The following is a 13073-nucleotide window of genomic DNA, read 5'->3' as shown; positions in this document are numbered from 1 at the left end:
CGTTGATATAAAATGGCTGCTGCTATCGCCAATATGGGCGTGTCGAACCTTCCGCCGATGATCGACCAAGGAGATAGCCAAGCCCGAATGCGACGATGCCGGTGGTGAGCAACAGTGCGCTTGCGGTGTGTGGGTGCTCTCTAACGCCGGAGACGACGGCATAAGCCTCACGCTTCATCTCATTGGCTGCCGACTTCGCGACCTTGGTCAATCCCTCCGGCTGCTCGGTGGGCGTTCCGGTGAATCCGGCGTTCAAGTTCTGTTTGTCGGTCATGTCGGGGACCTTTCTGAAATTGGCAAGAGGTCTGAGATTGGCGCGAGCCGGAAAGTTCAATCCTGCTCGCGTGTGCCGGGGGAGGCTTCGCGTTGGTCGGCGTCCTCGAGATCGGTCTTGACGAGAAATGCATCCGTATGTTGGCGCGAAGCCTCTCGCAGTGCTGCGAGGTTTGGAGGATTGTCGGCTTCGCCCTGCTGTGCATCGAGTTCATGTTCGGCCACGGTCCAGTGATGCCCGTGCTTGCCTTCCGGCCTCCCTTCGTTCTCCCACAGGGAATAAGCCCTTCTTCGGATCTCCTCCTCGCGGCTGGGTACTGGCAAGCCGCCGCTCGGCCTGTCGATTTCGTTTGCGGCTCGCCGAGCCATCTTCCGTCCGCCATCGTCCGCGGCGGGTGGAGCTTCCGGCCGGCCGCCGTCAGCTTTCCTTTCGCTTGTCTTGCGTCGTGCTGGGTTTTTCATGAGTGTCTCCTTGCGGATCTCAACCAACTCGGCCGATCTAAGTTCCAAACAAAGAGTGCGGCGCAAAGATCGGGCTTCCGATTCCGCGAGGCCCTCTGCCGCCGTTCACCCCGCTTTTACACTGCAATATCCGTTCCATGTTTTCGATTCCGCCCCGAGCCTGCGGCCGAGCTCGACATGCTCAAGTCGCGATGCGCCAGAGCCTTCAGCGGTGCCTCTTGGCGAGGTGGCAAAACTGATATACTAGTATGCCGCAAAGTTTCAACGTCCCGGTATGTCATGCGGCAGGCATCACAAACAGAGGTTTTGGTCGTCCCGACGTCGCGGGAGGTCGGGGGCAGGTTGCGCCGTATCACCACGGCCGGCGCCATCTACGATCGCCTCTATGCCGACATCGTGTCGCTGCGGATGCCGCCCGGCATGCTGCTGCAGGAAAAGCGGATCGCCGATGATTTCGGCGTCAGCCGCACGCCGGTACGCGAGGCGCTGCTTAGGCTTTCCGAAGGCGGACTGGTCGATATCTACCCGCAGTCGGGCACTGTCGTGTCGCGGGTGCCGGTCTCGGCGATCCCTGAGGCGGTCGTCGTGCGCAAGGCGCTCGAAGGCACAACCGTCGAAGCTGCGGCTCTGACCGCGACGGCCGCTGATATCGCCCGTCTCGACGCCATCATTGCCCGCCAGCAGGTGCATGCAGCGACCGGCAATGCCTCGAGCTTCCATGAGGAGGACGAGGCCTTCCATGAGGCGATTACGCAGATATCGGGTTATCCCGGCATCTGGGCAATCCTGAAAACGGTCAAGGTGCAGATCGACCGGGCACGGCGCCTGACGCTACCGGTGCTCGGGCGCATGGATAATGTGGTGCAGGAACACATGATCATCCGCGATGCGCTCGCCGCCCATGATGCGGCGGTTGCGCGCAGCGCGATGACCCATCATCTGAGTGCCGTCATTCCCGATGTCGACGAGTTGCGCGCGCGCTACCCCGATTATTTCTGCTGACGGCAGGCCAACACGAAACGAAAAGCGAGAGGGAAGGAAGAAGGATGCGACAGGGTTGGAGATGGTTCGGACCGGAAGCGCCGGTGACGCTGGACGATGTCCGCCAGACGGGCGCGACGAACATCGTCTCTTCGCTGCATCAGGTACCGATCGGCAGGGCCTGGACGGAGAGAGAAGTGCGCGAACGCCAGGCTCTGATCGAGACGACGCCCGGCGACCGCTCGCCGCTCGTCTGGTCAGTCGTCGAGAGCATCCCGATCCCCGACGCCGTCAAGCGCAAGGGCGGGGAGGCGAAGGCCGAAATCGAGGCGTGGATCGCCAGCCTGGAAGCGGTCGCCGCCTGCGGCATTCCGATCGTCTGCTATAATTTCATGCCTGTCGTGGACTGGACCCGCACCGACCTCGATTTCGTGACGCCGACCGGCGCCACCGCCATGCGTTTCGACCACGAGCGTTTCGCAGCCTTCGATCTCTTCATCCTGGAGCGGCCGGATGCGGCGCAGCATTATTCTAGCGAAGACCGCGAACGGGCGCGCATCGTCTTCGAAGCGATGACGGACGACGAGATCGCCGACATCACGCGCATCATCACCTCGGCTCTGCCGGGGTCGACCACTGAGCCTCTGACCATTCCGGCCTTCCGCGACAAGCTCGTCGCCTATAGCGGTATCGATACCGCAAGACTGCGGCGGCACCTGATCGAATTCCTGGAGGCGGTGACGCCGGCCGCCGAAGCCCGTGGCGTGAAGCTGACGCTGCATCCCGACGATCCGCCGCGTTCGCTGTTCGGCCTGCCGCGCATCGCCTCGACGGCGGACGACTATGCCGCTCTCTTCGATGCGGTGCCATCGGCGGCGAACGGCATGTGTTATTGCACCGGCAGCCTCGGCGTGCGCGCCGAAAACGACCTGCCGGCGATCGCCCGGCGCTTCGCCTCGCGCATCCACTTCGCCCATCTGCGCGCTACGACGCGCGAGGGTGACGGTCGGACGTTCCATGAAAGCGCGCATCTGGAAGGCGACGTCGATATGGTGGCGGTTCTCAGCGAACTGGTTGCGGAAGACCGCCGCCGCAGTCCCGAGGACACCATCGTGTTCCGATCGGACCATGGCCATCGCATGCTCGATGACCTCGACAAGGTCGTCACGCCAGGCTACCCGGCCATCGGCCGCATGCGCGGCCTTGCCGAATTGCGGGGCATCCTGCATGCGCTCGGTGCGCCGCCAAACTGAGGGTGGACGCAAAACCGCCGCGCATTTTTGCTGGAATTGCTCTAGCGAAAATCAGTGCGCTCTGAAGCCCGAGCGATGCTTCAGAGCGCGCAACCTTTCAAGAACAGATCGGCGCACATCTTCGCGCGCGCCGCAATCGTCTCGATTTTCGGCGGCGGCTCCTGGCGCAGCATCGCGGCACGCTGCGGCTCCATGATCATCATGCCGCGCAGCATGCCGCAGGCCGCATGCGGATCATCAAGCGCAATCAGTCCACGATCGATCTGCTTGTGCAGCCAGTTCTCCATCAGCGTATTGGTTCTGACGATCGCCTTTTCATAGAAGGCGTTGGCGATCTCGGGGAAACGATCAGACTCGCTGATGACGAGCCGGGTCAAGGTGATCGTATCCACCGAGAGCGTCAGCATGCCATAGGCCGTCAGTATGCGCTCCAGCCCCTGCCTGAGATCGGCCACGGCGAGTGTGCCGGGGTCAAGCGCGATCAAAAAGCGCCCGGTGCGCTCCGTGATCATCTCTGAAAAGAGATCTCCTTTCGTCGGAAACAGCCGGTAGAGCGTCTTGGTCGAAACACCGGCCTCCTGGGCGATCGCAGCGATGCTTGCCGCGGCATAGCCATTCTCGTGGAACTGCCTGTTCGCCGCCTCGATGATCACGCTTCTCGTATCCTCGTCGCAGCGGACTTGCGGGCGTCCTCGCGGCTTCTTCTCGATTTCGTGATTTTGGACCATGCTGATTTTCCAAATTCTCGTTGACATCTATCTTCTAATGCATATTTTGGAAAATATCAAGTTTCCTAAAGTGCATTCGTTCGAATTCAGAGGCCGCAGCCCAAGTGACGGCGACCGTCATCAGGAGAAAGACAATGACAATCAAGACGCTGCATGCCTTGAACAACAATACTGCCGTTGAAAACACCGCCGAAGCCGCACCGGCAAGCCTGGACGCCGGCCAGCCGCCGCGCATCGCGGAAGCTGCCGCCCCCGTTGCCGAGGAAACGCCCACTCGCAGGCGCGGTGGCCGCTCCCTGCTTCTCGGCGCTACCGCCCTCGTGCTGATCGCCGCAGGCACCTATTACGGCCATGATTACTGGACGGTCGGCCGCTTCCATATCTCGACCGACGACGCCTATGTGAAGGCCGACAGCAGCACCATTGCCCCCAAGGTATCAGGCTATCTCGCCGAGGTGCTGGTCATGGACAACGAGACCGTCAAGGCCGGACAGCCGCTTGCCCGCATCGACGATCGCGACTTCAAGGCGGCCCTCGATCAGGCCAAGGCCGACGTCGCCGCAGCCGAGGCCACCGTCAACGCCAAGCAGGCTTCGCTCGATATCCAGCAGTCAACGATTTCCGCCGCCCGCGCAACCGTCGATGTCGACCGCGCCAACGAGACCTTCGCCGAGCAGAACAACAAGCGCTATTCGAACCTTGCCACCAGCGGCTATGCCCCGGTCCAGACGGCGCAGCAGGCCGCCTCGCAGATCGCTGCCGCCCAGGCTTCGATCGTCCGCGACACCGCCTCGCTCGACGCCGCCGTCAAGCAGGTCGACCTGCTGAATGCCGAGCTGGCCCAGGCGAAGGCGGCCCTTGCCCGCAGCCAGGCCGTCCAGCACCAGGCCGAGCTCAACCTTTCCTATGCGACGATCACTGCCCCCGTCGACGGCACCGTCGGCAACCGGACGCTGCGCGTCGGTCAATATGTCCAGGCCGGCACCCAGCTGATGTCGGTCGTGCCGACGACGGCTGCTTATGTCATCGCCAACTACAAGGAAACGCAGCTGACCGACGTCCGGGCCGGCCAGCCTGTCGATATTGAGGTCGATATGTTCCCGGGCCGCGTCTATCACGGCCATGTCGACAGCCTCGCGCCGGCAAGCGGCCAGGAATTCGCGCTGCTGCCGCCCGATAACGCTACCGGCAACTTCACCAAGGTCGTCCAGCGTATTCCGGTCAGGATCGTGCTCGACGGCGACGCCGCCGCAAATGGCGACCTGCGACCCGGCATGTCCGTCCAGCCGAGCATCGATACCAAGAACGACCGCAGCTAGGCCGGGGGACGAGGAGTTCGTGTCATGTCCACCATCGCAGCAAGATCAATCGCCGCTCCGCAGCCGAAAACCGGCGCCAGCACCCGGGAATGGATTGCCGTTCTCGCCGGCATGATCGGCGCCTTCATGGCGATCCTCAATATCCAGATCACCAATGCCTCGCTGCTAGACATCGAGGGCGGCATCGGAACGGGCGTCGACAACGGCGCCTGGATCTCCACCTCCTACCTCATTGGCGAAATCGTCGTCATTCCACTGACGGCCTATTTCAGCAACGTCTTCTCGTTTCGCCGCTTTATCCTCGTCAACTCCGTCCTCTTCCCGTTGTTTTCGATTGCCTGTGCCTTCGCCCATGATCTCGGTACGATGATAGTGCTGCGCGGCCTGCAGGGTTTTGCCGGCGGCGTGCTGATCCCCATGGCCTTCACCATGGTGCTGACCAAGCTGCCGAAATCGCAGCAGCCGCTGGGTCTTGCGATCTTCGCGCTCTCGGTCACCTTCGCCCCGGCGATCGGCCCGACCATCGGCGGCTACCTCACCGAAAACTACGGCTGGCAGACGATCTTCTTCATCAACGCCATCCCGAGCGCCATCATGGCGGTCGCCCTCGCGCTGACGCTCGACAAGCAGCCGATGCAGCTTGGCCTGCTGAGAGAAGGCGACTGGGCCGGCATCTTCACCATGGCGATCGGTCTCTCGGCTTTGCAGACCGTGCTTGAAGAAGGCAACAAGGAAGACTGGTTCTCCTCGCCCTTCATCATCAAGCTCAGCATCGTCGCCTTCGTCTTCCTCGTCGCCTTCATCTGGATCGAGCTGACGGTGGAAAAGCCGCTGGTCAAGCTGCGCCTGTTGAAACAGCGCAATTTCGGCATAGGCGTTGCCGTCAACGTGCTGGTCGGCGTCGCCCTCTTCGGCACCGTCTACATCCTGCCGCAATATCTCGGCCAGGTGCAGCGCTACAATGCCGAGCAGATCGGCAACGTGCTGGCATGGACCGGCCTGCCGCAGCTGCTTTTGATCCCGCTCGTGCCGATGATGATGAAGCGCTTCGATGCGCGTTACATCGGCTTCCTCGGCATCTCGATCTTCGCGATCAGCTGCTTCATGAACATCACGCTTTCAGCCGACACGGCAGGCGACCAGTTCTGGATTCCGAACATCGTCCGCGCCATCGGCCAAGCCCTGGTGCTGACGCCGATCACCGCCATCACCACTGCCGGCATTGCGCCTTCGGATGCGGCCGCCGCCTCGGGCCTGACCAACATGCTGCGCAATCTCGGCGGCGCCGTCGGCACGGCGACACTCGGCACGGTGCTGACCAAACGCGAGCAGTTCCACTCGAATATCATCGGCCAGTCGGTGACGCTCGGCCGTGACGAAGTCCGCACCCGTCTCGACCAATTGACAGGCTACTTCATGCAGCATGGTGTTTCCGACCCTGCCGTCGCAACCCAGAAGGCCATCGTGGCGCTTGGCCAGGTCGTCAAACGCCAGGCCCTCATCCTGGGTTTTGCCGATACATTCGCCGTCATCGGCGTGGTTCTTGCCATTGCCGCCGTCGCCCTGCTGCTCACCCAAAAACCGCGGGCCGGTGGTGGCGCCGGCGCCCACTGAAACGGAGACAGAAGCGCTCGCCCGGCTTTCCGGCGGGCGCTTTCTCTATTACGGAATTTCGACCGTAAAGGCGAAGCGGGCGACAGCGCCCGGGGCCAGGATCGTGGTGGACGGCCTCGCCGAAAGCTCGTTCGATCCTCCAGCTTCTGCGGCCGTTCCATGCCAGGGCTCGACGCAGAGGAAGGGTGCACCCGGCTTGGTCCACAGCGCAAGATTGGGCAGGTTTTCGAAATGGAACTGCATGGTCGGCCCGCCTTCGGCGCCGTAACTCAAGCCTTCGCCCGCACCATCAGGGAAAATCATTGCATCCTGCTCGAACATCGAATGATCGAGCACCAGCCGGCCGGCCTTGAACGGCGAGGGCAGGGCCGCAGGGTTGATGAGACCGCCTCCCAGCCGCACAAGCGCCGGCTCGCCTTCATTGTCGAGCGTCACGATATGGTCGCGCCCGGAAGCGCCGGGCAATGGCCAGGCGAAGGCCGAATGGAAGCCGAGACCGAAGGGCATCGGCTTCTGGTCGCGATTGGTGACCTCCGCCGTGACAGTCAACACCCGGCCCTCGACCGCATGCACCACGGCCAGCTGAAACTCGAAGGGATAGACCGCCCGCGACGCCTCTGAGGCGGTCAGTTCGAACCGGCACATCGTCTCGGTGGATGCCGCAAGCGTGAATTCGCTGCGGCGGGCAAAACCATGCTGGGCCATCGGATAGACCGTGCCGTCGATCGTGATCTTGTCGTCAGACGCCTTGCCGACGATCGGAAACAGGATCGGCGACCGCCCGGTCCAGAAGGCTGCGTCGCCGGTCCATAACCAAGGGCGCCCGTCGCTTGACGTAAGCGCCTGCATCTCGGCGCCGAGGGAGGAGACATCGACGGTGAGATCCTGATTCCCGATCCGGATTGAGATTGGCATCGCGTTTCCTTTCGCATTGGTTCGGCACCCAGCCATACCGTTCCGAACCGGGGATTGCCACCCAATAGAGGTCGCGACGGCAGCCACTCCAGCCATCGCCGCGTTATTTCCGCATCGCGCCCAATCTCGCGAGCACTTCGTTCGGGATGCCGTAGCGCTGAATGGCGTCGCGGTTGTTCCGCAACCCGCAGATCTCACGCTGGATGAAAAACGCCCAGACGGCGTCGGAGGCTTCATTGAGAAGCTTCTCGCGGTCTTCGGCGCTTTGGCGGTCGGAAGTCCATGCCTTCAGAGCGGCAAGCGCCGCCTCAACCTTCAGCCCGTGACGTCCAAGCGAATCCGCGCGTTCCGACATCAGCTCATATTCGAGGACGTTGAAGCCGTTTTTATCCTGCTGGGATTGTCTGAAGGACTGTGGTGGACGAACGCTCATTGGCACAGGTCTCCGTTGGCGTGAGCGGCGATAATATCCAATCCGGTTCCAAATTAAAGAAGGCGAGCATGATGTCGCCCGAAAACCGCTCACACCTTTCGGCGTCATACTCTTGATCGAGAGGGTGTGAAACAGGGCTATCCTGCGATTTCCCCGCATGGCATAAGCGCGCCAAAATCTCCTTCCCAGGCTCCCGCGCAAATCATGATCCGTATCGAAAATATCAGCAAGCAGCTCAGTCACCGCATCCTCTTCATCGAGGCGTCCGCAGCGCTCAATCGCGGTGAGAAGATCGGTCTCGTCGGTCCGAACGGCGCCGGCAAGACGACCGTCTTCCGGATGATCAACGGTGAGGAGCAGCCCGACGAGGGGCAGGTCTCCGTCGAAAGGGGCGTCACCATCGGTTATTTCAACCAGGATGTCGGCGAGATGGCAGGCCATAGCGCCGTCGCCGAGGTGATGAACGGCGCCGGTCCGGTCAGCATCGTTGCCGGCGAATTGCGCGATCTGGAGGCGGCGATGGCCGACCCCGACAAGGCCGATGAGATGGAAGAGATCATCGAGCGTTACGGCGAGGTGCAGGCGCGCTACGAGGAGCTGGACGGTTATGCGCTCGAAGGACGTGCGCGCGAAGTGCTCGCGGGTCTGAGCTTCAGCCAGGAGATGATGGACGGTGATGTTGGCGCGCTGTCGGGCGGCTGGAAGATGCGCGTGGCGCTCGCCCGCATTCTCCTCATGCGCCCCGACGTCATGCTGCTCGACGAGCCGAGCAACCATCTGGATCTCGAAAGCCTGATCTGGCTGGAGGAATTCCTGAAAGGTTACGAGGGCGCGCTGCTGATGACCTCGCACGACCGCGAGTTCATGAACCGCATCGTCACCAAGATCATCGAGATCGATGCGGGCACGCTGACCGCCTATTCCGGCGACTACGAATTCTACGAGCAGCAGCGGGCGCAGAACGAGAAGCAGCAGCAGGCCCAGTTCGAACGCCAGCAGGCGATGCTCGCCAAGGAAATCAAGTTCATCGAACGGTTCAAGGCGCGCGCCTCGCATGCCTCGCAGGTGCAGAGCCGGGTGAAGAAGCTGGAGAAGATCGACCGGGTAGAGCCGCCCAAGCGCCGCCAGATCGTTTCCTTCGAGTTCCAGCCGGCGCCGCGCTCCGGCGAGGACGTGGTCAACCTCAAGAACGTTCACAAGAAATACGGCAGCCGCAGCATCTACGAGGGTTTGGATTTTGTCGTGCGGCGGCGGGAACGCTGGTGCATCATGGGCATCAACGGCGCCGGCAAGTCGACGCTGCTGAAGCTGGTGACCGGCTCCACCGCGCCGGATCAGGGCAGCGTTGCGCTGGGCGCCAGCGTCAAGATGGGGTATTTCGCCCAGCACGCCATGGACATACTGGACGGTGAGCGCACTGTCTTCCAGATGCTGGAAGACCAGTTTCCCCAGGCGGGGCAGGGGCCCTTGCGCGCACTGGCCGGCTGCTTCGGCTTCTCCGGCGACGATGTCGAGAAGCGGTGCCGGGTCCTGTCAGGCGGCGAAAAGGCGCGGCTGGTCATGGCGATCATGCTGTTCGACCCGCCGAACCTGCTGGTGCTTGACGAGCCGACGAACCATCTCGACCTCGACACCAAGGAAATGCTGATCAAGGCCCTGTCGCAATATGAGGGCACCATGCTGTTCGTTTCGCACGATCGGCATTTCCTCGCCGCACTCTCCAACCGGGTGCTGGAACTGACGCCCGAGGGTGTCCACCAATATGGCGGCGGCTACACCGAATACGTGGCGCGCACCGGCCATGAGGCGCCCGGCCTGCGGAGTTGACGGATTTTTTTCGCGGGGCATGTCGAAACTGCCAGGCTCGAAGCGACCAGCAGACAGCCGGCCAGCGATATCGGCTGAGCGGTCGGAGCAACGAAGGAAGAGATGTCCATGCTGTTAGACAGGATCGAGGTCGTCACCCTGTTCGTCGATGATATCGACGAGGCCAAAGCGTTCTACCAGAAGGTCTTTTCACCTGAGATCGTCTATGAGGACGCAGTATCCTCGGTGCTGAAATTCTCCGGAACGATGATCAACCTGCTGAAAGTGACGGAAGCACCTCAACTGGTCGATCCGTCGGCGGTGGCAGCACCGGGTTCCGGCGCGCGCGTCCTGTTGACGATCAAGGTCGATGCAGTCGATGCGGTTTGCGCGGAACTGCGCAAGCTCGGGGTCACGCTGCTCAATGGTCCGATCGATCGTCCATGGGGCCGCCGCACTGCGGCCTTTGCGGATCCGTCGGGCCATCTCTGGGAGGTTGCGCAGGAATTGCGCTAAACTGGTGTCGCCAAGTTCTGAGGTCGCCTTCAGATTTTGCGACCGTGACGCGCGTCGGTAATGCCAGTTCGTCCACGTGAAGAGCGGATTCGACGGTTATCGCCACGATGATGACCAAATTCCGTGGTGTTCGGAGGCCTCTTCATGCAATCGGGGACGGGCACAACGGCATGGACTGGATCAATCGCTATATCGATCAGCCGCTACTGCACGGCGCGGCGGGTTTGCTACGGAGTTGGCATCTCCGCACGCGGCAACCGCCGGAGCTGCTGGAGCCGACATGGAATCTCGTCGTGCTCTCCTTTCTCCTGATCGCGAGCGGGCAGGTCATGGCCGGCGAGACTTTCACGCTCAGTGTTGCCGCGCTGATCATGCTGGCGCTGCCGTCGGCGCGAAAGCTGCTTTCGGCTGTGAAGGCAGGGCAAGGCGGTTACGGCGCCCGGGAGTACAAGTCGCTGAGAGCGCGCGCCATCGCCAAACGTGAGGGGGAGTGGTCGGTGCGGATCATCGTCCTCTTCGCATCCGCCTGCCTTCCGTTCATCGCCCGCATCGACGATCCGGTCGGGGCCAGTTTCATGCTGGGAGCCAGCATCTGGTTCGTATTGACCGGGCCGCTCAAGGCCTATCTCGATGCGGCCGAACCTCCCGAGCCGAATGAAGGCGACCGGACGTACAGCGGCGCCTTTCATTTCGGCTGAACAAACCGATGCGCCGACCGTGACACGGACGGGAACCAAATGGGGCGGCCTCCGTTATCTCCGCAGCAACGTAAAAGGAGATTGCGATGCTTTACTACGCTCTGGTGTTTCTCGTTGTGGCCTTGATTGCCGGCGTCCTAGGATTTGGCGGCATCGCAGGTGCTTCAGCTTCCATTGCCCAGGTTCTGTTCTTTATTTTCCTGGTGCTGTTCGTCGTGTCGCTCGTCATGCGACTGATGCGAAAAGTATAACGCGGACAGATTAAAGTATAAAACCCGGCGAAGCACATCGCCGGGTTTTTCTCTATTGCCACATTCGGTTTGACGTCTCCGTCACTGAAGGTTTCCGTCCCGGTCGTGGTCGGCTGTCGCAAAATCCGCCATCACCCGCTGCATGAATTCGCTTCTGCTGATGCGGCCGTTTTGGTTCGCGTCGGTCAAAGTGAATTGCTCGACCGTCAGGATCTGCACTGTCTCGTCGGACTGCAGGCTGCCATCCTTGTTCTTGTCGAGACTTCCGAAAGCCGTGCCCATGAAGGTCTCGTATTCCGAACGGTCGACGGCCTTGCTGGCATTGCCGTCGAGCCGGTCCATCTGGCCCTGATACATCGATCCGGGCTGTTGCTGCTGTTGCGCCACTGCCCCAACACATTGGCACAGGATGAGTGTCGTCGCGAAAGCCAAGGTTTTCATCGCTTGATATCCCTCCCCAATTAGCGGCAAGCCAGACGGTTGCCTACGAAACCGCCGCCGCCGATGCCGGCGCCGACAGCAAGCACCTGTCCGGTTCCGGCGCCGATCGTACTGCCGATCAAGCCACCGATAATCGCGCCGCCGACGGTTCCCGCGATGCAGCCGAATTCGGAATTACGATCCGAGACGGCCTGCGACGTCGGGCCGGACTGGCAGGCGGAGATGGCAAGGCATCCCGCCAGTATGATGTTTGTCCTGCGTATGCGCATCTTTCCCTCCCGATAAATTACCCGTTATCTCCAATAGAGATCGGCGGGCGTACGATTGTCCGGCCCCCGCGAAAATATCGCCTGATTATATTTCTCAAATTCAGACTTAGTTTCTGTTCGAACAGAAGCAGAATTCCGGAAAACAGGCGGAAATTCTGCGGCAATGCCAAGCAATCATGCCGTTTCCTCTCCCGTTGCAGTGCTGCATGGAGAGTATTTTCAAATAGTACAGCTATCTATACGGCATGGCAACCTGCGCGATCATCGATCGCCTATCCAAGTAGGGTACCTGCGATGTGCATGATACCGCTCGTTGAGAGTTGACGGCGATCAGGATCGTGCCTTTCCGGCAACCATCCCTGACAACATCGTGAAATAATCGGATGACGCGAAAAGGTGCCTTCGAAATGTCCCAATGGGAGCTGAACCGTAAGCGTGTTTGTCGCTTGCGCCCTCCCAGGCGCTTTGACACGCGATGCGTAAATGATGCCGGTTCGGGATCGTTTTGCGGTTCCGTCCGTTATCTGTTGCCGAATCTGGTGGCGAGTAGCCGGGTATGCTCCCGTCACGATTTGAGAAGGAGAAACTTATGAAAAAAATTCTTGCGACGGCGTTTGCCGCGGTATCGTTGACGCTGGTCGGCGCTGGGGCGGTCAATGCCGCCGATCTCGGCACCAGGACATATGAAGAGCCGGACCTGCGCAACGGCGTGAAGATCGGTTACCTCACCTGCGATATCGGCGGCGGCACGGGTTACGTGCTTGGTTCCTCGAAAGAGGCCGACTGCATCTTCCAGTCGACCGTCGGCAACGAGCTTTCGGATCGTTATACGGGTGAAGTGAGAAAGCTCGGCATCGACCTTGGCTTCACCACCCGCAGCCGCCTGATCTGGGCCGTGTTCGCGCCGACGGCCGGCTATCACCGCGGATCGCTCGCCGGCCTCTATGTCGGCGCCACCGCCGAAGCGACGCTCGGCGCCGGTGTCGGCGCCAATCTCCTGGTTGGCGGCACCTCCGGTTCGATCCATCTGCAGACGGTCAGCCTGACCGGTCAGCTCGGCCTCAACGTTGCAGCCGGCAGCGCCTCGATGACGCTCACATCAGCGAATTGATAT

The 13073-nt window shown here is 61.4% G+C and carries 16 protein-coding genes; 9 read left to right on the top strand and 7 right to left on the bottom strand.

The genetic code is table 11. The features are described from left to right. Nucleotides 1-22: 22 nt before the first annotated feature. Nucleotides 23-274 (bottom strand): hypothetical protein, encoded by a 252-nt coding sequence (locus tag A6U98_RS12690; protein WP_064650433.1) that lies wholly within the window; start codon nt 272-274, stop codon nt 23-25. Nucleotides 275-330: 56 nt separating this feature from the next. Then, on the bottom strand, nt 331-735 hold the full coding sequence (locus A6U98_RS12685; protein WP_064650210.1) for a DUF2934 domain-containing protein: 405 nt from the start codon (nt 733-735) through the stop codon (nt 331-333). A 279-nt stretch (nt 736-1014) separates the two neighbouring features. Between A6U98_RS12685 and A6U98_RS12680 the strand changes: the two genes are divergently transcribed. Both A6U98_RS12680 and uxuA read left to right on the top strand, forming a co-directional pair. Then, on the top strand, nt 1015-1737 hold the full coding sequence (locus A6U98_RS12680; RefSeq protein ID WP_064650208.1) for a GntR family transcriptional regulator: 723 nt from the start codon (nt 1015-1017) through the stop codon (nt 1735-1737). Between the two features lie 44 nt (nt 1738-1781). Next, on the top strand, nt 1782-2969 hold the full coding sequence (gene uxuA, locus A6U98_RS12675) for a mannonate dehydratase (protein WP_064650206.1): 1188 nt from the start codon (nt 1782-1784) through the stop codon (nt 2967-2969). 80 nt (nt 2970-3049) lie between these two features. Here the strand turns inward: uxuA and A6U98_RS12670 are convergent, their stop codons facing one another. Next, nucleotides 3050-3697, bottom strand: coding sequence for a TetR/AcrR family transcriptional regulator (locus A6U98_RS12670; RefSeq protein WP_064650204.1), 648 nt, complete (start codon nt 3695-3697; stop codon nt 3050-3052). Nucleotides 3698-3831: 134 nt separating this feature from the next. Between A6U98_RS12670 and A6U98_RS12665 the strand changes: the two genes are divergently transcribed. Both A6U98_RS12665 and A6U98_RS12660 read left to right on the top strand, forming a co-directional pair. Beyond that, nucleotides 3832-5016, top strand: a complete 1185-nt coding sequence (locus A6U98_RS12665; protein WP_064650202.1) for an HlyD family secretion protein — start codon at nt 3832-3834, stop codon at nt 5014-5016. Nucleotides 5017-5040: 24 nt separating this feature from the next. Then, nucleotides 5041-6630 (top strand): DHA2 family efflux MFS transporter permease subunit, encoded by a 1590-nt coding sequence (locus A6U98_RS12660; protein ID WP_064650200.1) that lies wholly within the window; start codon nt 5041-5043, stop codon nt 6628-6630. 48 nt (nt 6631-6678) lie between these two features. Here the strand turns inward: A6U98_RS12660 and A6U98_RS12655 are convergent, their stop codons facing one another. Beyond that, entirely contained in the window at nt 6679-7545 is an 867-nt protein-coding gene (locus tag A6U98_RS12655) for an aldose 1-epimerase family protein (RefSeq protein ID WP_064650198.1), read from the bottom strand. Between the two features lie 103 nt (nt 7546-7648). Continuing rightward, entirely contained in the window at nt 7649-7978 is a 330-nt protein-coding gene (locus tag A6U98_RS12650) for a DUF6665 family protein (protein WP_064650196.1), read from the bottom strand. A 204-nt stretch (nt 7979-8182) separates the two neighbouring features. On the opposite strand from A6U98_RS12650, the gene A6U98_RS12645 reads away from it, so the two are divergent. From A6U98_RS12645 to A6U98_RS12630, 4 genes are all read left to right on the top strand, one after another. Next, nucleotides 8183-9805 carry an ABC-F family ATP-binding cassette domain-containing protein gene (locus A6U98_RS12645; protein ID WP_064650194.1) on the top strand — a complete coding sequence of 541 codons (1623 nt, stop codon included), beginning with the start codon at nt 8183-8185 and terminating at the stop codon, nt 9803-9805. A 102-nt stretch (nt 9806-9907) separates the two neighbouring features. Continuing rightward, complete coding sequence (locus tag A6U98_RS12640; RefSeq protein ID WP_064650192.1) at nt 9908-10300, top strand: VOC family protein; 393 nt, start codon at nt 9908-9910, stop codon at nt 10298-10300. Between the two features lie 107 nt (nt 10301-10407). Next, nucleotides 10408-10998 carry a hypothetical protein gene (locus tag A6U98_RS12635; RefSeq protein WP_064650191.1) on the top strand — a complete coding sequence of 197 codons (591 nt, stop codon included), beginning with the start codon at nt 10408-10410 and terminating at the stop codon, nt 10996-10998. Nucleotides 10999-11084: 86 nt separating this feature from the next. After that, nucleotides 11085-11249: a DUF1328 domain-containing protein gene (locus A6U98_RS12630; RefSeq protein WP_003549551.1), complete on the top strand. Its 165-nt coding sequence runs from the start codon at nt 11085-11087 to the stop codon at nt 11247-11249. 81 nt (nt 11250-11330) lie between these two features. On the opposite strand, the gene A6U98_RS12625 is transcribed toward A6U98_RS12630, so the two are convergent. After that, nucleotides 11331-11690 (bottom strand): hypothetical protein, encoded by a 360-nt coding sequence (locus A6U98_RS12625; protein ID WP_064650189.1) that lies wholly within the window; start codon nt 11688-11690, stop codon nt 11331-11333. Nucleotides 11691-11710: 20 nt separating this feature from the next. After that, nucleotides 11711-11959, bottom strand: coding sequence for a hypothetical protein (locus A6U98_RS12620; protein WP_064650187.1), 249 nt, complete (start codon nt 11957-11959; stop codon nt 11711-11713). Between the two features lie 589 nt (nt 11960-12548). Here A6U98_RS12620 and A6U98_RS12615 point away from each other — a divergent pair. Continuing rightward, complete coding sequence (locus tag A6U98_RS12615) at nt 12549-13070, top strand: DUF992 domain-containing protein (RefSeq protein WP_064650185.1); 522 nt, start codon at nt 12549-12551, stop codon at nt 13068-13070. Nucleotides 13071-13073 lie beyond the last annotated feature (3 nt).

Source organism: Rhizobium sp. WYCCWR10014 (assembly GCF_001657485.1).
In the GTDB taxonomy this organism is placed as follows: domain Bacteria; phylum Pseudomonadota; class Alphaproteobacteria; order Rhizobiales; family Rhizobiaceae; genus Rhizobium.
The sequence above is the reverse complement of the archived record's forward strand: the minus strand, read 5'-3'. Positions and strand labels throughout refer to the sequence as shown.